The following is a 20359-nucleotide window of genomic DNA, read 5'->3' on the forward strand; positions in this document are numbered from 1 at the left end:
GTAAACTAGATGAGGTCTGACATAGGAGGGACACATACATATGAACAACGATCATGTAATACATGTAGAGAATTTACGGAAGGATTTTAAATCCCATTCCAGCAGGCCTGGATTAAAAGGGGCTTTCCGTGATTTGTTTAACCGGAACTATTCCATTATTTCTGCTGTGAAGGATTTGTCTTTTGATGTGAAGCAGGGAGAAATGGTCGGTTATATAGGAGAGAATGGTGCTGGGAAATCGACCAGTATTAAAATGCTGACCGGTATTTTAACACCGACCAATGGAGAAGTGATGGTGAACGGAATGAATCCCCATAAAGAACGCGAGAAATTCGTTCGATCCATCGGGGTTGTTTTTGGTCAGCGTTCTCAGCTTTGGTGGGATATCGCCGTTCAGGAATCGTTTAAATTGCTAAAGAAAGTGTATAACGTTTCAGATGAGGATTACGACAGACATATGAACCATGTCATTGAGTCTTTGGATATCGGTCCGCTCCTGGACAAGCCGGTCCGTAAGTTATCGTTAGGTCAGCGGATGCGTTGTGAGCTTGCAGCTGCTTTGCTCCACAATCCACCGCTGCTGTTTTTAGATGAACCGACCATCGGGCTGGACGTATTGGTGAAATTGAAAATTCGTAATTTCTTAAAGGAAATGAACGAAAAATATAAAACCACCATTCTGCTGACGACGCATGATCTGACAGACATTGAGGCGCTGTGTGACCGCGTAATTATGCTTGATGAGGGGCAGATCATTTATGACGGAGCCTTGAAGAAACTGCGCTCGAATTGGGGAGAAGGAAAGCAGATTGAATTCCAGTTTGCCGAGCAGCAGACAAAAGAAACCCTTTCCCCGCTGCTTGATGAATTGGATTCTGAATGGTCAGAAGGGAAAAGGAAAAATGTCTGGGTAGCTAACGTCGTCAACGACGAAAATGTCATCTCTGAAGTGATTGGGCGTGTCGTTGCTGCACACCGGATAACGGATATTAAAATTCATGAAGTGTCAACGGAGGAGATCATCCGAAATATTTATGAAGAGGGCGTTATCCATGGCCAAATACATTGAGATGATCCGGATCCGCTTCTTAATGATGCTCGCTTACCGGACGAATTACTACAGCGGGATTCTTATTTACAGCATTAATATCGGAGCTTATTACTTTTTATGGAGTGCCATATACGGAGATAAAGGCGAAATTGAGGGTCTTTCCGTTGTTCAAATGACGACGTATATTGCGGTTGCCTGGATGGCCCGTGCTTTTTATTTCAACAATATTGACCGCGAGATTGCCCAGGAAATTAAGGAAGGGAAAGTCGCTGTGGAATTTATCCGGCCTTATCATTATTTAACGATGAAGACGATGCAGGGGCTCGGGGAGGGAATTTTCCGTCTGGGATTCTTCTCTGTACCTGGAATGGTGATTGTCAGCTTAATCTTTCCGATTAGTTTCTCTGCCACATTATCAACCTGGCTGTTCTTTATGGTTTCCATTATCTTCAGCTTTATCGTCAACACGCAGATCAACCTGCTGACAGGCGTACTGACCTTCTTTTTCTTTAACAATGACGGGTTGATCCGTGCCAAAAGGGTGGTCATCGACCTGTTTTCAGGACTGCTTCTGCCGATCAGCTTTTATCCAGGATGGGCGCAGAACTTTATGGACTTTCTTCCATTTCAAGCAATCAGTTATATCCCAAGTATGATTTTCACAGACGGGTTCACCCAGCCGGAAATCTGGGATGCCCTGATGTTCCAGGTCGTCTGGGCGCTGCTGTTGATCATTCCAATTCAATTATTATGGGTGGCTGCTAAAAAACAGCTGATCGTTCAGGGGGGATAGAACATGAAGCATGCAGCGATTTTCTTTCATTATATATCACAATACATGAAGACACGCTTAACCTATCGCGTAGATATGTTGATGGAGATCATGTCCGACCTTTTATTTCAGGCCGTCAACTTAATCTTCATCCTCGTTGTCTTTGGCCATACTCAATTATTAAGCGGATGGTCGAGGGATGAAATCATTTTTATCTATGGATTTTTCCTTGTTCCCTTTGCAATCTTTGGGGCATTCTTTAATATTTGGGATTTTAATGAGCGATACATTGTCAAAGGGGAGATGGACCGGATTTTAACACGTCCTGTTCATTCGCTCTTTCAAATTATCTTAGAGCGGATGGAACTGGAATCGTTGTTTGGCATGATCACAGGACTTGCCGTCATGATTTATGCCGGGAGCCGTCTGGATCTTTCCATCAGCTGGTATGATCCATTTGTTTTTCTAATTATGGTGATTGGTGGAGCGTTTGTCTATGCCGGTATTTTTGTTTTACTTGCCAGCATCAGTTTCTGGTCCGACAGTCGTACGAGCATTATTCCGATGATGTATAATATCGGCAACTATGGACGGTATCCCGTCGATATTTATAACAAGGTCATCCGGTTTATCCTGACCTGGATTCTTCCTTTTGCCTTTGTAGGTGTCTATCCATCGGCTTATTTCTTAGGACGGGAAGATTGGTACGGATATGCATTCTTAACACCTGTGGTCGGCTTTGCTTTTTTCGCACTATCGGTGTTTGTATGGAATATCGGTGTCACGAAGTACCGCGGTGCAGGGAATTAATAGATACAGTCCCACCCCTTGAGGTTTTGAGCCTCGGGGGTTTTTTCATAGACTGCTATTTGATCAAGGCGAAAAAATAGGGGGCTGCCTTTGATAACAGGATTCCTCAACGAAAGTATCGAACTTTCTGTATGAGTGAAAAAAGTAAGGAGAGAGGCTTATGAAGAAACTCTTACTTCTGTTCATTTTACTATTGGTGCTTGCTGCCTGCAGCGGCAGAGAGAATTTTACCTTTCAAACGATGAAAGGGGCAGAGGAGAGTATTGGTGACATTCAAACACCTGATATGCCGGAGGGCTATAAGATACAGAAAATAACCTACCTAAATGATGGTTTTACCCATCCCGTAACGAAAGTATTTTATCAAAATGGAAAGCATAATGTTACGTTTATGACGGCATCATCAAGGTTTGATGATCGTCCGTCCCAAAAAGTAGAAAACAGTAAAATCGCTGACCTGGTATGGATCTCGAAAGGGAAAGAATATGTATTAAAATGGAGGCAATCTGATAAGCATAGTTATAAATATTTGTTTTCAAAAAAAGAAAAAGACAAGGAATGGTTTATTTCTATTGCAGAAAGTTATTCAGGTCGGGTGGCGGCGTTTGGAAAAGATTGAACTTCCTTAACAGTAGATTCCCATCATTTTTGCCTTCATAAATTTAACAAAGTTATCTACCAGACTCTATTTTATAAAGCAAGAGGGGGCACCGGATAACCATTCCCTTTATATGGTTTAATCAATGTAATATAGGAAAAGATCAGAGAAAAAGATAAACAATAAAAATAGACTCCGGGAGATTGATTTCCCAGGGTCTTATTTTATTTACCATCATTTTCAGAGAGAGCAGCCAAGTATTTTCATTTATGCATAGATCTCCATTCGAGGCTGAAGGAGTTACAATAGTATTCGTTCCATACATTTAACTCTTTAAATAATCACTAATATTCTGCGCTGTTTCTAATCGGTTGCTCCCGGACAAGTCTATAAAGTTGCTCCCTTTTAATCCCTGCGTTCCTCCGCCAGCCACGATAATCTGTTCAGCCACTACCCGCTGTTCGGCAATTTTTCTCAAAGCGATCATTGCACTTTTTCGAATGGCCAGCGCTTCAACCGCTGGAAAATCAGCATAGGAATTAACCACAATTGCCAACTTCTCCAATTCTTCTTCTCCTTCCTCGAGCTTTTTCAACGCGGCTTCCATAGCTTTTCTGGTAGCCGGTCCGTAAATTCCATCAACCTTCAGGCCATTATCCCGTTGAAAACGGCGGACCGCTTCTTCGGTTGCAGGTCCAAATGAACCATCTGCTCCATAGCCATCCATGGTGTACCCAAGCTTAAGAAGGTTTTCCTGCAGAGCTCTTACCTGTACTCCAAGGTCTCCTAGTTTCAAAGTTTCCGGGTCAAACGCTTCTCTTGTACCTTTAAAAGTGATGCCGAAAAATTCACAAATTCCTTGCGCATGCTCGGCAGCTACTTCTCTTTGAAAATCATCATCTATCATTAATAGAGCCTCTCGTTTATTGTCCATAAAGCCATTTTCCGTTAAGATTGCAGGCATGTTTGTCTCACGTAAAACATGAAAGTTTGCTTCTTTAATCCCCCGCCAATTCTGCTGTGTCCCTTTACGTAAATAATTCCCTACTAACGAAGCCAGCCTGCCTGACTCCTGATTCAAGTTGCCGGGATAAACGTAAATTTCAATCCCGTTAGGAGTCTGACTGAACGTGCCGTCATATGCATTGTAATGAACAGCTACATAGATGTCGGCATTATTTCTATTGGCCTCATCCGTTCGTACAGGAAGGGGAGTATCTTCGTCTGTAGGCGCAACCTGCAGAACCCTGAAACCATGAGCTAATAAAATTTCAGTAAGGTACCCGACCACTTTCCTATTAAATTCATTTTCTTTTATAGAACGATTAATTTCAGGGATGAAGGGAGTTCTCTTCCCTGGAGTTTCCATCCCATGTCCATCATCCAAAGCTACTAACCTGCCATTCCAACTCTTATTTGGATAAATAAGTCTTGCCATATAGATCTCCTCTTAATTGATCACTAAAGCTTTTTTCCATAGGTGGAAGTAAAAATCAGTTGAAAAGATAGACAACATCTGACCAATTCTACGAAGTTTTGGTCAGATATATAAGGGTATGCTTGTTTCTTCTGTAAAGTGTGTGTGTTTCATGATAAAGGGCTTTTGGCTAGGTCATTTATGAACATTTTATCTTCCTATTTAAAGGGGAGGGGTTAATTGAAAAATGGGTTTCTCTGTTTCCAGCTGGATCTATTATCATTGTTTAAGAATAGGGCAGGAGTGTTGAAGACTCCAACCTGAGACACTTTATTGTAAGTGGGGACGTTACGTTTATTGAGTGGAAGGATGTCTGGGGAACGACTCGATTTCCCGAACCACCTTATACTCAATTTGGGAAAGCGGAGGCATTCTCTCAACTTCGAGCCTTCCATATAAGGGGGCTTATATGGAACAAAATCAACACTAAACATTAACAGAGCCAATGAAAAAAAGGCCTCTATTTATAACGAGGTCCCTTTTTCAAATCCAATATAATGGTTGCTGAGTAATAGCGTTGACGAAGCTTTCCTGCCGGTTAGAGAGGTCTTTGTCATATTTCTTTCATAATATGGCGGAACAGGATTGGAGCGAATAACGAGAAGAGAAGTACACTTAACGTTATCCACCATCCGATTGATCTAAATGTGTCCTCGGGGATGATAAATGTGTATCCCAAATAGGATAAGAACAAAAGCCCTTGAAGGATTTTCAATGTTTTCGCATCGGCTTCATTCTTTTCGGCTACAAGTCTCTCATCCGTCTCGTGCACAATCATTTCAGGGTTCTTTTTTATTTTCATAAGTTTAAGGAAGGAGGCGAGTGCTGCACTGAGAGGAATAAGTGATAGGGCTAAGAAGGCTTTGTTTTCAGAAAAAGGAAGGTCATTTGTTTCGAAAATAATCCAGGTGATAAATAGGGCTGCGCTGACAACTAACGATACACCAATGGTCCATTTAGTTTCCTTAACCAACTTTTCAGCACTCATTGTTCATTCCTCCCAGAATAAATCATCTAAAGTTTTGTTTAAAGCTTTACAAATGGCTGTACACAACTTCAGGCTCGGGTTATAGTTACCGGCTTCAATTAAATTAATCGTCTGCCTTGTAACTCCGACAATAGCTGCTAATTTTTCTTGAGAAAGATCTGATTCAGCACGGGCGATCTTCATTTTTTTGTTTTTCAAAAAAGGTCATCTCCTCCTTCTAACTATATACTATTCAACACATTACAAAATGTCAATTATATTTTACGTTTTGTAATGTATATTGGCGCAGTTTAGAAAAAGAGGGATCCACATGTTAAATAGAGAATAATAGAATATCTCATAAAGGGAGTGGAGAAGTGTGGTTACTAAAGTAGGTCAAATTATGTTATACGTTGATCACCAGGACGAAGCTGTGAATTTTTGGATAGAGAACTTAGGGTTTATTGTGATTTCTGAAGAAAATAACGATGAAGGAATGAGATGGATTGAGATTGCTCCAAACAAAGGGGCTGAAACGACCATTGTTCTTCACAACAAAGAGTTCGTTGCTAAAATGTCTCCAGGATTAAACCTTGATACACCTTCTTTAATGTTCTACTCTGAGAACTTAGAACAACTACGAAGTGATTTGCTCAATAAAGAAATAACTGTGGGAGAAATCATGAATCTTCCATCGGGGAGAGTGTTTAATTTCGCGGATAGTGAAGAAAATTATTTCGCTGTCATGGAAAGAAATTGATAGAGAGTCTATGGTAAGCCGATGATACAAAAAAGTAATTTCCATAATTACGGAACGGGTTAACAAGCAAATAAAAAACGCTCAGGTCATTCGAGCGTTTTTTATCGTCCTATTTTATTTTTTCTACAACTAAAGCATTCGTCAGTGAGAAAAACACTCATCCATTTTGATTGCATATGTAGTTATATCCTTTATCGTGTTTTTCCCTGCACTTACAAAAGTGTAAACGTTACAAAAAGAGTAAGTAGTATGATCTTCAAATTTTATTGTGCCATTAACAGATGCCATCTTCCCATGTGTAATCATATTCAGGATGTCAATTTGAACGATTTTTGAGGTGATTCTAAGCTCTAACACCTCAGTCACTTTTTCATTCCCGTGAACAGTAAGGTCATTTACTATATTCCAGCATATATCTTTCATAGTATATGTAGATATCGTATGAAAATCTTTTATGGCACATGCAGTTATAAATTCCTTAAGAACCTTCTTTTTAGGTGAATTCTCACAATCTAGAGGACTTGCTATTTTTATGCCCTGCTCCTCAGAATGTATCTGTCTCATAAGTACACCCCTTTTTAATGATAATCATCATAACTTTAATTTAACCGTTTCCTTCTTCCACAAAATTGCTCCTTTTTTAATTTTGTTTCTTTCTATAAATTTAACATAAGACTCCAAAAAACCTTTCAAAAACCAGAACAGAACACCACGTTTAGCAGAGTCCATCATAAGAGGTTTCCCGACACATCTCTCCTCATTGGGAAGAGGAGGTTTTAGTTCTCTTCTTCTAACAGGTGAATAAGCTTTAATTGGGGAATCTTTGAAAGGGGTGGGTGTGATGTACCAATATGGAAACCCAGACATGTTGGCATGGCAGGCTGCAAAATATGATATGCTCGCCAACTATTATAAGTATCTGGATCCGCAAAAACATGTGCATTATTACCACATGCATCTGCAATGTATGCAGCAGTGGCTGATGTGTGAGCGGAGTGATCAGATGACGGGGATGAACGGCTCGCCGGCGAAAGTGCGGGTTCTCCACGCTTCTCCAGATGCACCAGCTGTGGATGTGTATGTAAACGGTCAGAAGGTTTTAGAAGGCGTTACTTATAAACAGCAAAGTGACTATTTGGAAGTTCCCGGGGGCCAGTATAAGATTGATATTTACCCAGCCGGTCAAACCAATCAGCCTGTCCTCACGCAGAACGTCGGCGTAGAAGGAGGAAACATGTACACCGTCGCAGCTGCCGGGAAGCTCAATAACCTGCAGCTGATTCCTGTCATGGATAACAACGCGGTGTCTAATGGAAAAGCCAAGGTTCGTTTTTGGCACTTGTCCCCGAATGCACCTGCCGTTGATGTAGCCGTTAAAGGGGGAGACGTTCTCTTTCGAAATATTCCCTTTGGAAAAGCTACCCGCTATTTGACCCTGCCGCCTACAACCGTTGATCTGGAAGTCCGCGTGGCGGGAACCAATCAAACGGCCTTGGAAGTACCTGGAGTAACCGTCAGCCCGAATCAGGTATATACAGCCTTAGCGTTAGGATTAGCGGGCGGTCAACCTCCGCTTGAAGCCATGTTTTTACAACCTTAGAAGCTAAACAGGCATGTTCTATGCCTGTTTTTTTTGCCTCTATTGAAATTTAATTGTGCCATCATGCCTATACAAAAAAGAACTTTTGTAAGTTTGGAAGTTTTTTTAATTGACTTATTAAGCGAATGGCCTATTAATAAAAAAACGTTCACTGGATGCTTACATACAAAGGAGTACGAACTGTATAAGGAATGGATTCTTTTTTAAAATAAACGAAAGTATTTCTTGAATTAATTGTGATAAGTCTTCTCTCTCTTCACATAAGTTCCACCTATGAAATCATGGATTGCTCGTTTATCCTCCCTTAATCCGACCATAAAAGCACTTATAACGAGGGCAGCACCGAAAGTGACAAAGTATAACAAGGCACCGAGAAGCTCGCGCTTAACCATGTTGACAGCATCAACATTTGAACCATCAGCTTTAACAATTCTGTTCCCTAATGCTTTTCTACCCAACGTATAGCCATACCATATAGATGGCAGGAGAAGTGCGTAAAATACAGCCAGGACATCTGGAACACCATATTCTTCAGTAACTAATTCTCCGGTGAAAATACTGAAAAAACCCATCAATATTAAACCATCTAACAATCTAGCTCCCACTCGATTCCAAAATCCAGCTGGATTTTCCAAGTTACAACACTCCTCAAATCCTCCAATGATCACTTACTTCCTATTACATGAATCCATATACCTACACTATTATCATGGATTATAACGTAAAAACACGTAAAGGAAAATAGAGGAACTATTGGAATCTATAAATATTACTCTATTGAAACAGACCTTAGGTTTGTTTTCTTATCTAGAGGGATCGTTCACGCCTTGAAGAAAAATCTTCATCATTCATTTGAGGTGGAGGGTGTTGTAATATCCATCTAATTAGATTATCATTAAATTAGATAAACATTGAATTTGGGGGTGCTATCATGCAGTTAGAGAAGATGGTCCAGTTTCATAAAGCCGTCGGGGACACGACACGACTTAGAATTATTGCGCTGTTGAGGCGGGGCCCGCTTCATGGTCAGGCAATTGCAGGTAAGCTTGGCTTACGTCCGCCTACCATTACGCACCATTTAAAGAAGCTGAAGGATACAGGTATGGTGTATTCACGAAGAGATAAAAACACGATCTACTTTCACTTAAATGAACAAAAGTTGGAATTTATGACGACAGCTATCTTACGGATTGGAGATGAGGAGACGGTGCGTGCAGAGGAATTAAAAGTCGACGAGACAGAACAAAGCAAAATCATTCAAAGTTTTGTTACGGTAGAAGGGAAATTAAAGCAGATCCCGAGGCAGTTAAAAAAGAAGAACGTTATTCTATCTTATTTTGTCCAGTGGTTTGAACATGGAAAAACCTATGAGGAAAAAGATGTGAATGCCTATATTCAGACCTTTTTTGACGATTTTGCCACGATAAGACGTGAATGGATTATGCAGCAGTTCATGTACAGGGAAAACAACACATATGAATTAAATCCTGTCGAAATGTGGCCGGTCGTAGTCATAAGAAAATAAGTTGAATCCTGCCCGGGTCTCCCGGTCCCCATAATACGCTGCTGAAATCCATAATCTATATTTACGAATAAGGGAGACCGTTTAAAAGAATGAAAGAGTCAAGCACAGACAAGAGTTATGAATCTCTTGTCTGTTTTTTTTACCAGGCTGTGTCAAAGTTTAAATTCCTATAGTTGCGGGCAAAAGAAGTTCCTGAAGTGCAGAGTTATAAACGTCCCTTTGCTTGTCTTCATGATAAGATTTTTACTACCCAAACGATTAACAGGAAACATACGACCCCGGCAATCACATGCACCCATTGACCATCTCGTTGACCTCTTGCCTTCTCAAAATCTGGAATAATAACAGTAGCCCAACCTACAATGACTAATACGATACAGACGATCGACAAAACGATATCATTCATTAAGAACCTTCCTTTGCTGTAATGGTTCATATCCCTTTATTACCTGGATTATTCGTTTAAGAACAAGAGAAAATAAAAATTATTGGAAAAGAGAAACGATCTGACCGATCCCTGCTAACAATAGAAAAAGCATAACCCCTGCGAGAACCAGAAGCAGGAGAAACCCTCTAAGGGTTTAGAGTATTTATAAGGTATTGAAAAATAGATACAAATCTTGGTGCTCTTTCCACAATTAAGATGATAAACTTGATTTTATATTCCCACCTAATGGAATGATAAACGCTTCTCTCATAAGCAGCCTGGCCGGCATCGTAATCAATAACGATCAATACCAGAATGGCCTCCATAAAAAATTCATTTTGACATCTTCCTGACTTATTGGCTGGGTATAAAGCTTCCAGGCAGGTAAGTGAAGGGAATTATGATGTTCACATCTCAAATATACTCAAAGAAAAGGAGATCGCTGAACTGACCCAGACGTTTACAGACATGGCAGGTAAGTTGAAAAAGCTTCAGCACATGCGGACAGAACTGCTTGCTGGTGTTCGTTCAGTGAACATCAGGTGGCAGATACAGGTCTGGGATTTCCTGAAGAAGAACAGAAAATGATTTGTGAGAGATTCTTTCGGGGCAGTCTGAAAAAATTAAAAGTACGCAGCGGCGACCTTGTTCTAGCCGAAACTTTTTCGAATGGAACAACGTTTACCCTTAAGCTTCCTATCGATGGAAAATCATTAAAATAAAGAAAAACTACAAACGCCTGTCACGAATACGTGACAGGCGTTTGTTTTGTCGAAAGAAAGGGAATAGGGAGGTAACGTTTCAAGGGGGGATAAATTTGGAAACCCGTTCGTGGGAGATTCACCGTTATAGTCGAAATCAACAAAAAAAAGAACGCGATACGGTGGCGGCAGAATACCCGCTGACTTTGGTCGTAAATGGTGAAGAATTTGCGACAATGGTCTGCACACCAAAGAATCTGGAAGAACTGGTGACAGGTTTTCTTGCATCTGAAGGCGTAATTCTATTGAATAAGGAAATTCGAAAGCTGGATATAGATGTAGACAGAGGGTTTGCTTATATTGAAACGACCCGTCCAGTGTCGTCTGCCAGCCATGGACAGAAGCGGTGGCTGGGGAGCTGCTGCGGCAAAAGCAGAGCTTTCTATTTTCAAAATGACGCGGCAACCGCAAAGACCGCGACCGACCAAACCACATTTTCACCAGAGTCCTGTTATCAGCTCATGGAAATGTTCCAGGCTGAGGCAGGAATGTTTAAGCAGACCGGTGGTGTCCACCAGGCAGCGATCGCTGACAGAAATGGAATCATAAAAGCCTATGCGGACATCGGCCGTCACAATGCGCTGGATAAACTGTACGGCTATTTACTCCGAGAGAAAATCAGCACCAAAGGCAGAGTCGTTATTTTCAGCGGCCGGATTTCCTCGGAAGTGTTATTGAAGGTATCTAAAATGCGGTTTGGACTGCTTTTGTCCAAATCAGCACCAACAGATCTGGCCCTGGAACTTGCCGATGATTTAAATATTACAGCGGTTGGTTTTGTCCGGGGGGACCGGATGAATGTCTACACCCATCCTGAGCGTGTAGGCGTCTTTAGTGAAGGAGGAGTAACGATTGAATGAACACACAGTGGTAAAAATTAATGGAAATGAATACTTAGCTGATCCTGATCAGAATTTGCTTGACTTAATTAATACGACAGGCGAGCAGGTGCCGCAAATCTGTTATAACGAGTCTTTAGGACCGATTCAGACTTGTGATACATGTATCGTCCAAGTGGATGGAGAACTCGTCCGAGCCTGCGGGACATCGGTGAAAGCCGGAATGAAAGTCCAGACAAAACTCCCTCATGTACATACAGCACAGAAGGAGTCTCTGGATCGTATTTTAGAGAAACATGAACTGTACTGCACAGTTTGTGACTATAACAACGGTTCATGTGAAATTCATAATACAATGGCGGAGTTTGGACTTGAGCACCAGTCCCGTCCTTTCCAGCCTTCGAGTTACGAGAAAGACAATTCCGGTTCCTTTTACCGGTATGATCCTGATCAGTGTATCTTGTGCGGGCGCTGTGTGGAAGTATGTCAGGATGTTCAAGTGAATGAAACGCTGACCATTGACTGGGAGCGGCAGGAACCACGTGTCATCTGGGACAACGATGTACCGATTGATGAATCTTCCTGTGTCAACTGCGGTCAGTGTTCCACCGTCTGTCCATGTAACGCGATGATGGAAAAAGGTATGGAAGGCGAAGCAGGATTTTTGACGGATACAGAACCAGGCATTTTGAAATCAATGATTAACTTAACGAAAAAAGTCGAGACAGGCTATGGTCCTCTATTTGCTGTATCTGATTCAGAAGCAGCGATGCGTGAAGAGACAATCAGCAAGGAGAAAACCGTCTGCACTTACTGCGGAGTCGGCTGTTCCTTTGACGTCTGGACGAAAGGCCGTCAGATCTTGAAAGTGGAGCCAAGCGCAGAATCCCCGGCTAACGGAATTTCCACTTGTGTCAAAGGGAAGTTCGGCTGGGACTATGTGAACAGCGAAGAACGTCTTCAAAAACCGCTTGTCCGCCGTGATGATCACTTTGAAGAAGTCGATTGGGACGAAGCGATTGCCTATGTGGCGGATCGTATGAAGAAGATTAAAGCTGAAAAGGGTGCCGATCACCTGGCATTTATCGCTTCTTCTAAAGCAACGAATGAAGAATCGTATTTAATGCAGAAGCTGGCACGTCAGGTTATTGGTACCAATAATGTGGATAACTGTTCCCGTTACTGTCAGGCTCCTGCTACGAAAGGGCTGTTTAGAACCGTGGGTTATGGTGGTGACTCGGGTTCTATTGATGATATTGCATCAAGTAAGCTTGTCCTTACAATTGGATCCAACACCGCAGAATCCCACCCGGTATTAGCATCAAGAATCAAACGGTCCCAAAAGCTGTTTGATCAGAAATTGTTTGTGTTTGACCTGAGAAAACACGAAATGGCAAAACGTGCAGACCGTTTTTATCAGCCTAAATCAGGAACCGACCTTGTCTGGCTTTCTGCAGTGGCGAAATATATTCTTGACCAGGGCTGGGAAGACCAAAGCTTTCTTAATGACTGGGTCAATGGATTTGATGAATACCGAAGGAGTCTGGAGCCATTTACAATGGAGTACGCTTCCGAGCTTACCGGTATTTCAATTGAAGAACTAAAACAGGTAGCTCAAGAAATTGCAGAAGCTGAATCTATGGTCGTCTGCTGGGCGATGGGTGTAACTCAGCATATGCTTGGAAGCGACACGAGTACAGCGATCAGTAATCTTCTGTTAATTACAGGGAATTACGGCAGACCCGGAACGGGAGCTTATCCTCTTCGTGGACATAACAACGTTCAAGGCTGTAGTGACTTTGGCAGTATGCCGAATTTCTTCCCTGGATACGAAAAAACAGAAGATGATGAAGTACGCGCACGCTATGAAAAAGCCTGGAAGACAGATCTTCCAAAAGAACCTGGCATGGATAACCATGAAATGATTGAAGCCATCCATGATGGAGAGCTTTCTATGATGTATGTCATGGGTGAAGATACCGGTATTGTTGATGCCAACATCAATTATGTAACGGACGCTTTTGAGAAATTGGATCTATTTATTGTACAGGATCTTTTCCTTACTAAAACAGCGGAGTATGCCGATGTTGTTCTTCCAGCTTCTCCAAGTCTGGAGAAAGATGGGACATTTACGAACACGGAACGCCGCATCCAGCGTCTGTATAAGAGTTTTGAACCTCTGGAAGGAACGAAACCAGATTGGGAAATCCTTCAGCTGATTGCCAAATCGATGGGATACGACTGGGGTTACACCCATCCATCTGAAATCATGCACGAAGCATGTGGTCTTGCTTCCTTGTTTGCCGGTGTTCATTATGACCGCTTAGAAGGATATAAATCCCTGCAGTGGCCGGTCGCAGAAGATGGCACAGACCAGCCGTTATTATTTACAGACGGCTTCCCGTTTGAGGATAAAAAAGCGAAACTATATCCACTTGAGTATGAATTGATGTATGAGCCGAATGAGGAATTCGACCTTCACGTCAACAATGGCCGCCTGCTTGAACACTTCCACGAAGGAAATATGACGTACAAGTCAGAAGGAATCCGTAGAAAAACACCGAATGCTTTTATAGAAGTATCAGAAGAACTTGCGAAAGAACGTGGAATTGAAGAGGGCGCTGAAGTGAAGCTCATCTCTGATTCCGGCCAGGCGACAGGTGTCGTAACCGTTACGGACCGTGTTCGCGGTAAGGAAATATTCCTTCCTCTGAACGATAACGGAAAGTCTGCGATTAACTACCTGACCGATAACCGCGTGGACAAGGACACGGATACACCAGCTTATAAAGAAATTGCCGTTAAAATGAAAGTGCTCAAGAAAAAAGGAAAATCCCCTATTCCACATAACAATCACCGCCGGGGAAATCCAGTACCACAGGTGAGTGTCAATGTGCAGAAAAAATGGCAGCGGGAAGATTATGTGTTCCCAAGCAAGAAGGGTGGGCAATAATGGCTAGAGCAATCACGGATATTAAACGGTATGAGAAAACGAGAGAACAACAGGTGGAAGAGAACGTCCAGGAAGTAAAAGAAGCCGTAGCTGATAATAAAGAGGCCATCTTAAAAGGAATTGAGATGCTTCGTGCCCTGGAAGATGAGGGGACCCTTGATACAATGAGGGCTTTCACACGCAGGAAGGATGAGACCCTGGCAAACTTCGTAAAAGAGATTGACAAGGATCAGTATGAACCTTTGTTGAGAAACATTCCCGAGCTTGTCTTTCTCTTAGGAGATTTGAATATCAGTGGATTGAGGGACCTCAGCTCCAGGCTGAACAATGGTGTTGAAGCCATGGAGAATGAAGGAACGAAGCAGAAAACATCATTTCTTGATCTTGCGAAAGCTTTAAAAGACCCGGAAATAAACCGAAGCATGACCATGTTGATGCACTTCCTAAAAGGAATGGGCCGCAAATAAAGAAAAAAACAGTCTCTCCCGGTAATACCGGGGGAGACTGTTTTTTTTATCTGCAAATGAGTTTTCCTTAACGTCCTGAGGCGAATATTTCTATCACTGATCGTTTCTATGTTTGTTCAAAAGGGAAGTGTGATCAGATTTAATATGCAGGTCCCTCTGAGGAAAAGGAATCTCAATTCCATGTTTATTGAGCTGCTCATAGACATGAAAATTGAGTTCGCTTTTAATTCTTATCACTTCTTTCGGGTTGGAGATCCATACAAACAATTCGAAATCTAAGGACGAATCTCCAAACCCTTGAAAGTTAACATAAGGCTGGGGAGAATCCAGTACAAACGAATTTTCTTGATTGGCTGTATCTGCGATCTTTAAAAGGATTTCTTTCACTTTTTGAACATCTGTACCGTAAGCGACTCCAATCGGAATCGTTAATCGAAGTCTGGAATCAGCAAAGGAGCGGTTCACTACTTTTTCCTCGAGAAAATAAGAATTAGGAATGATGATGTGTTCGTTTTCGAGTGTCCGGACGATCGTAGCCCTCATGCTTATTTTTTCAACATCTCCAACTACATCATCAATTAAGACACGGTCTCCCACTTTAATCGGACGTTCAAATAAAAGAATCAATCCTGAGATGAAATTGGAGGCAATATTCTGCATTCCAAATCCAATCCCAACTCCTAAGACACCTGCAAACACGGTGAGTGCACTGAGATCAATGCCTACCGTTGTTAAACTGACCAAAACAGCAACGAGCATAATGATATAGTGGATCACTCGCTCCAGCGTAAACTGAATGCCTTTATCCAGATTGTGGCGTTCAAAAAAGAACGGAAGAAGGTGTCTGTTTAATGTGTTTGAGAGTCGGTAGGAAAAAGTAATAATGAGTACGGCGATGATGATTAAAAAGAGCGTAATATTGACTTGACCGATGGTGAAGATCGGATAGAACAACCAGTCAGAATTAGAGAAATATAGGATGATAAACAACAAGACACCATTAAAAACCAGCCAGTTAATAAGAGAAAGAGAGACTTTTTGAACACGATCTTTCTCAGGAATAAGGTGTCTGATGACCCATGCAGATAACCAGCGAAAAAGAAAAAGAGCTGCAATAAAGCCCATCACCCAAAGAATATCCTCCCAAGGCCAGTCTTCAAAAACATATGTATTCATTTCATCGCCTCCATAACGATTTCAGTTCATGTGCTAAATAAGGCAGTTATCCGGACGAGTTGTATAAGTTGTAGAGGAATGGCAAAGGGTTCGCTTTCCATTTTAAATGATATAGGATTGTTCGAAGTTAATACCGAACGTGCCGTACCTTATCAAACTTCCTGTACAATCGCCTGCTTGAATTCAAGTCCCTGAGCTATTCAACTTCCATCCCTGGATTCGTTCTCTATACCTGCAAAATCCACTTATAAATATCGTAGTTTAGAGATCCTTATTTCTGTAATGGGGGCCTGGAAACTGCGAGACCCCGAAGAGCGAAACTCAAGGAGGCTTGCCGTCTTCCCCGCGGAAAGCGAGTAGTTGCAAGGCCCTCATAATACTCAGCGTCCATCTCGAAACTAGCATTTCTTAATATAAGGCTTATCAAAAAGCAAAATAAAGTACATCTTTAGAAATATTTGACAGCCATAATCATCTAAATGGTCATAATTTGGGCATTCCCAAAAACGCGTTTTCGAAACCTCGATAAAGCAAAGGAAAGACCACCCCTGGTTAAATAGAAAGAGAATTACAGAGTAATCAATGATTCATCAAGTATTCTTTAGACATAGCAATAAATTCACGCACCGCGTAAGGGAGATATTTGTCCTTCTTCCATATCATCCCCAGCTCAAGCGTCAGGTTTGACCGGAGGATGGGGAGGGCCGCAATGTTACGGTCTTTGATATCGAGAGCAATCTGGCTTGGAAGCAGGGCGATTCCAACCTTTGCTTCCACCATTTCAATCATAAAGTCGCGATGGGAGCTGTGACAGACGACATTAGGATAAAAGCCCTTCGCTTTACAATCTGCCATGATCCGGTCATGAAGGGTGAAGTCCTTCCTGTACTGGATAAAGGATTCTTCTTTTAGTTCTTCTAAGTCGACCGCCTCTTTCATGGCTAAGTCGTTATCTTTATGAATGAGCACCATTAAAGGGTCATGGACGACCTGAAGGGTTTCAAACGTTTTGGAACCGACAGGAAGATTGCAGACGAGACCGATATCAAGGGAACCATCCTCGATTCCCTGTCGAATCATTTTTGAGCCGACTTCGCTTAACAGTATTTCGACTTGAGGATATTCGTCCCGGTAATAACGAATGATTTTTGAGAAAAAGGCAGCCCCTGTAATCGGAGGGATCCCGATTTTTATTTTCCCTCTTTTTACTTTGACGATATCACCAAGTTCTGAAGTCAATTGATGGAAAGCGTCCAATACCTTAACTGTGTTGGCAAGGACGGCTTCACCGGCATCCGTCAGCTGCAGCTGTTTAGAGCGGTAAAATAAGGGAACGCCGAGCTCCGTTTCCAGCTGCTTTACGGTTTTGCTGAGTGAGGGCTGGGATACATGAAGAGCGGAAGCAGCTTTCGTAAAGCTCATTTGTTTCGCTACCTCTGCAAAGTATTCCAAATGACGGATATCCACCATCATCACTCCTTTTCTATAAATAAGATTTATATGTTCTTTTGAAGCGGAACCGGTCATGAATAGGGTTGTATATCGCCTGTCATTCCCTTTAGGTAACAACCTTTCGTAGAAGATTTACTATCCAGGTTGTCTATTGGGACTGCTATATTTTGAGATTCCCGCGGGGTAAACATGGGCGGTAAGATCCCGGAAGGCGGAACCCTGAGGAAGCTCACCACAATCACGCGGAAAGGCTGCGGTTCTCCAGACATTCAATTCCATCTTTGATAAAGGAAAACGACAAATCGCCTTTCACCTAATTTGTGTGCCATAAGTCCTGTATAACTAAATGGAATAATATTAATTCCAAATATGTATTTTCGATATGGTAATTTTTATTATATGATAAATAACGACGAATAGATAGAATTTTACGACAACTTTTGTAAGCGTTTTATCTATTGAGGATCGTTTATTTTATTGAAGGAGGAAGATAGGATGAAAGACTACGTAAATGTTGGGAATCTTCAAGTCGCTCCTGTACTCTTTGAATTTATTAATAAAGAAGCCATTCCTGAAAGCGGGGTTTCCAGTGAGGATTTTTGGTCGGGATTAGAGGCGATCATTCAAAATCTCTCTCCGGAGAATAAAGCCCTGCTGGAAAAACGTGAGGATATTCAAAACCGCATTCACCAGTACCACAAAGACAACCCGAAATTGGATCAAAAAGAATATCAGTCCTTGCTGGAAACACTAAATTATATTGAACCTGAGGTGGAGGATTTTGAAATTTCCACCGAAAATATCGATGATGAAATCTCTGTCCAGGCTGGGCCTCAACTTGTGGTTCCAGTCAATAATGCCCGCTATGCCATCAATGCGGCGAATGCACGCTGGGGAAGTTTATATGATGCCTTGTATGGGACAGATGCGATCAGTGAAGATGATGGCGCCGAAATCAAAGGCAGTTACAACCCTGTTCGAGGAGATAAAGTCATCGCTTTTTCAAAAGAATTTCTTGATGAAATCGCTCCTCTACAGGAAGGTTCCCATAAAGAAGCCGAAGCCTATCAGATTTTTGATGGCAAGCTTTCTATCAAGCTTACAAAAGGGGGAACCACAGAACTTGAGAATGCTGACCAATTTGTCGGTTTTGTGGGGGAACCGGATCGTGCAAAAGGAGTCCTCTTAAAAAATAACGGCCTGCACCTGGAAATTCAGATTGACCGCAACCATCCAATCGGTCAAACGGATACTGCCGGAGTTAAGGATATCCTTGTTGAGTCCGCAGTCACAACGATCATGGATTTCGAGGATTCCGTTACAGCGGTTGATGCGGATGATAAAGTTGAGGTTTACCGCAACTATCTAGGTCTTTTGAGAGGCGATCTTTCGGTAACTTTCACTAAAGGTGACAAGGAAATGAAACGTGAGTTAAATCCGGACCGCTCTTATACCACGCCGGACGGCGGTGAATTGACCTTACCTGGAAGATCCTTGATGTTTGCCCGTAATGTCGGTCATTTAATGACGAGTGATGCGATTTTGGATGCAGACGGAGAAGAAGTGCCTGAGGGAATTATGGATACGGTCATTACTGGTCTGCTGGCTAAGCAGGATGTATTAAAAAATGGGACTTACCAGAATTCGTCCAAGGGCTCTGTTTATATTGTCAAGCCTAAGATGCATGGGTCGGAAGAAGTTGCGTTTGCGAACGACCTGTTCAATCGTACGGAAGAACTGCTTGGCTATAAGCCTCATACGTTGAAGATTGGTGTAATGGATGAGGAACGTAGGACAACGCTGAACTTAAAAGCTTGTATCAACGAGGTAAAGGAACGGATTGCCTTTATTAACACAGGATTTCTTGATCGAACAGGTGATGAAATCCACACATCCATGGAAGCAGGTCCTGTCATTCGTAAAAATGATATGAAAGGCTCTGCTTGGCTGAATGGATATGAGAAGTCCAATGTGCGCGTTGGTCTTGAGAGCGGATTCCGCGGAAAAGCACAAATAGGCAAAGGGATGTGGGCGATGCCTGATTTAATGGCAGAGATGCTTGCGACAAAAGACAGCCAGCTGAAAGCAGGAGCGAATACGGCCTGGGTTCCGTCCCCGACTGCTGCTACACTCCATGCCCTTCATTACCATAAGATTGACGTGGCAGATGTTCAAAAACAGATGTCGACAGATCATGAAGATTTAAGAAACGATATTCTGCAGATTCCAGTCACAGAAGAGCGTTCCTGGAAGGAAGAGGAGATCCAGGAAGAACTGGATAACAACGCTCAAGGAATCTTAGGCTATGTTGTCCGCTGGGTTGAACATGGCATTGGATGCTCAAAGGTTCCGAACATTAATAACGTCGAACTGATGGAAGACCGGGCCACATTAAGAATTTCCAGTCAGCATATGGCCAACTGGCTTCATCATGGCATCGTAACAGAAGAACAGGTGATGGAAACGCTGAAACGTATGGCTAAAGTCGTCGATCAGCAGAACGCTGATGATCCTGAATATCAGCCGATGTCTGAGAACTACGAGGGATCTGTGGCTTTTCAGGCTGCGTGCGATCTTGTTCTTAAAGGGTATGACCAGCCAAACGGTTATACAGAGCCGATCCTTCACAAACGCCGCCGTGAAGCAAAAGCGAAACAATACGCAAATAAATAATTGGAAAGTGACAACAGAAGCCATTAACCATCGTTAGTGGCTTCTGTTGTA

Annotated in this window: 21 protein-coding genes; 12 read left to right on the plus strand and 9 right to left on the minus strand. The window is 42.2% G+C overall.

Going from position 1 to position 20359, the window contains the following annotated elements:
* Nucleotides 1-40: 40 nt before the first annotated feature.
* The 4 genes from LC036_RS02920 to LC036_RS02935 all read left to right on the plus strand — a co-directional run bounded on the left by LC036_RS02920 (nucleotide 41) and on the right by LC036_RS02935 (nucleotide 3252).
* Nucleotides 41-1069, plus strand: a complete 1029-nt coding sequence (locus LC036_RS02920; RefSeq protein ID WP_226577989.1) for an ATP-binding cassette domain-containing protein — start codon at nucleotides 41-43, stop codon at nucleotides 1067-1069.
* Nucleotides 1053-1844, plus strand: coding sequence for an ABC transporter permease (locus LC036_RS02925; RefSeq protein WP_226577992.1), 792 nt, complete (start codon nucleotides 1053-1055; stop codon nucleotides 1842-1844). The genes LC036_RS02920 and LC036_RS02925 overlap by 17 nt, the downstream gene beginning before the upstream one ends.
* Nucleotides 1845-1847: 3 nt before the next feature.
* Nucleotides 1848-2633 carry an ABC transporter permease gene (locus LC036_RS02930; RefSeq protein ID WP_226577996.1) on the plus strand — a complete coding sequence of 262 codons (786 nt, stop codon included), beginning with the start codon at nucleotides 1848-1850 and terminating at the stop codon, nucleotides 2631-2633.
* Between the two features lie 160 nt (nucleotides 2634-2793).
* Nucleotides 2794-3252, plus strand: a complete 459-nt coding sequence (locus tag LC036_RS02935) for a hypothetical protein (protein WP_226577998.1) — start codon at nucleotides 2794-2796, stop codon at nucleotides 3250-3252.
* Nucleotides 3253-3556: 304 nt separating this feature from the next.
* On the opposite strand, the gene LC036_RS02940 is transcribed toward LC036_RS02935, so the two are convergent.
* From LC036_RS02940 to LC036_RS02950, 3 genes are all read right to left on the minus strand, one after another.
* Nucleotides 3557-4669, minus strand: a complete 1113-nt coding sequence (locus LC036_RS02940; RefSeq protein WP_226578001.1) for an N-acetylmuramoyl-L-alanine amidase — start codon at nucleotides 4667-4669, stop codon at nucleotides 3557-3559.
* A 592-nt stretch (nucleotides 4670-5261) separates the two neighbouring features.
* On the minus strand, nucleotides 5262-5696 hold the full coding sequence (locus LC036_RS02945; protein ID WP_226578004.1) for a hypothetical protein: 435 nt from the start codon (nucleotides 5694-5696) through the stop codon (nucleotides 5262-5264).
* A gap of 3 nt (nucleotides 5697-5699) precedes the next feature.
* Nucleotides 5700-5894, minus strand: coding sequence for a helix-turn-helix transcriptional regulator (locus tag LC036_RS02950; RefSeq protein WP_226578007.1), 195 nt, complete (start codon nucleotides 5892-5894; stop codon nucleotides 5700-5702).
* 160 nt (nucleotides 5895-6054) lie between these two features.
* On the opposite strand from LC036_RS02950, the gene LC036_RS02955 reads away from it, so the two are divergent.
* Nucleotides 6055-6435, plus strand: a complete 381-nt coding sequence (locus LC036_RS02955; RefSeq protein WP_226578010.1) for a VOC family protein — start codon at nucleotides 6055-6057, stop codon at nucleotides 6433-6435.
* A gap of 141 nt (nucleotides 6436-6576) precedes the next feature.
* Here the strand turns inward: LC036_RS02955 and LC036_RS02960 are convergent, their stop codons facing one another.
* Nucleotides 6577-6999 (minus strand): hypothetical protein, encoded by a 423-nt coding sequence (locus LC036_RS02960; RefSeq protein WP_226578013.1) that lies wholly within the window; start codon nucleotides 6997-6999, stop codon nucleotides 6577-6579.
* A gap of 301 nt (nucleotides 7000-7300) precedes the next feature.
* Between LC036_RS02960 and LC036_RS02965 the strand changes: the two genes are divergently transcribed.
* On the plus strand, nucleotides 7301-8035 hold the full coding sequence (locus LC036_RS02965) for a DUF4397 domain-containing protein (RefSeq protein WP_226578016.1): 735 nt from the start codon (nucleotides 7301-7303) through the stop codon (nucleotides 8033-8035).
* Nucleotides 8036-8265: 230 nt separating this feature from the next.
* Here the strand turns inward: LC036_RS02965 and LC036_RS02970 are convergent, their stop codons facing one another.
* Nucleotides 8266-8670 carry an RDD family protein gene (locus tag LC036_RS02970; protein WP_226578018.1) on the minus strand — a complete coding sequence of 135 codons (405 nt, stop codon included), beginning with the start codon at nucleotides 8668-8670 and terminating at the stop codon, nucleotides 8266-8268.
* Nucleotides 8671-8966: 296 nt separating this feature from the next.
* Here LC036_RS02970 and LC036_RS02975 point away from each other — a divergent pair, with 296 nt between their 5' ends.
* Nucleotides 8967-9560: a metalloregulator ArsR/SmtB family transcription factor gene (locus LC036_RS02975; RefSeq protein ID WP_226578020.1), complete on the plus strand. Its 594-nt coding sequence runs from the start codon at nucleotides 8967-8969 to the stop codon at nucleotides 9558-9560.
* A 229-nt stretch (nucleotides 9561-9789) separates the two neighbouring features.
* Here LC036_RS02975 and LC036_RS02980 read toward each other — a convergent pair whose 3' ends face one another.
* Both LC036_RS02980 and LC036_RS02985 read right to left on the minus strand, forming a co-directional pair.
* The gene (locus LC036_RS02980) at nucleotides 9790-9966 is read right to left on the minus strand and encodes a hypothetical protein (protein WP_226578023.1); all 177 of its coding nucleotides are present in this window, start codon (nucleotides 9964-9966) and stop codon (nucleotides 9790-9792) included.
* Between the two features lie 167 nt (nucleotides 9967-10133).
* Nucleotides 10134-10313: a hypothetical protein gene (locus LC036_RS02985; protein WP_226578026.1), complete on the minus strand. Its 180-nt coding sequence runs from the start codon at nucleotides 10311-10313 to the stop codon at nucleotides 10134-10136.
* Between the two features lie 31 nt (nucleotides 10314-10344).
* Between LC036_RS02985 and LC036_RS02990 the strand changes: the two genes are divergently transcribed.
* From LC036_RS02990 to LC036_RS03005, 4 genes are all read left to right on the plus strand, one after another.
* Complete coding sequence (locus tag LC036_RS02990) at nucleotides 10345-10575, plus strand: hypothetical protein (RefSeq protein WP_226578029.1); 231 nt, start codon at nucleotides 10345-10347, stop codon at nucleotides 10573-10575.
* A 223-nt stretch (nucleotides 10576-10798) separates the two neighbouring features.
* A complete protein-coding gene (gene fdhD, locus LC036_RS02995) occupies nucleotides 10799-11608 on the plus strand; it encodes a formate dehydrogenase accessory sulfurtransferase FdhD (RefSeq protein WP_226579968.1) in 810 nt (269 codons plus the stop codon).
* Nucleotides 11601-14540 carry a formate dehydrogenase subunit alpha gene (gene fdhF / locus LC036_RS03000; RefSeq protein ID WP_226578031.1) on the plus strand — a complete coding sequence of 980 codons (2940 nt, stop codon included), beginning with the start codon at nucleotides 11601-11603 and terminating at the stop codon, nucleotides 14538-14540. Before fdhD ends, fdhF begins: the two co-directional genes overlap by 8 nt.
* Complete coding sequence (locus LC036_RS03005) at nucleotides 14540-15007, plus strand: DUF1641 domain-containing protein (protein ID WP_226578034.1); 468 nt, start codon at nucleotides 14540-14542, stop codon at nucleotides 15005-15007. Before fdhF ends, LC036_RS03005 begins: the two co-directional genes overlap by 1 nt.
* A 93-nt stretch (nucleotides 15008-15100) precedes the next feature.
* On the opposite strand, the gene LC036_RS03010 is transcribed toward LC036_RS03005, so the two are convergent.
* On the minus strand, nucleotides 15101-16183 hold the full coding sequence (locus LC036_RS03010; RefSeq protein WP_226578037.1) for a mechanosensitive ion channel family protein: 1083 nt from the start codon (nucleotides 16181-16183) through the stop codon (nucleotides 15101-15103).
* A gap of 579 nt (nucleotides 16184-16762) precedes the next feature.
* Nucleotides 16763-17650: a LysR family transcriptional regulator gene (locus tag LC036_RS03015; RefSeq protein WP_226578040.1), complete on the minus strand. Its 888-nt coding sequence runs from the start codon at nucleotides 17648-17650 to the stop codon at nucleotides 16763-16765.
* 480 nt (nucleotides 17651-18130) lie between these two features.
* On the opposite strand from LC036_RS03015, the gene LC036_RS03020 reads away from it, so the two are divergent.
* Entirely contained in the window at nucleotides 18131-20308 is a 2178-nt protein-coding gene (locus LC036_RS03020) for a malate synthase G (protein WP_226578043.1), read from the plus strand.
* Nucleotides 20309-20359: the final 51 nt, after the last annotated feature.

Source organism: Halobacillus litoralis, assembly GCF_020524025.1.
Lineage (GTDB): Bacteria > Bacillota > Bacilli > Bacillales > Halobacillaceae > Halobacillus > Halobacillus litoralis_D.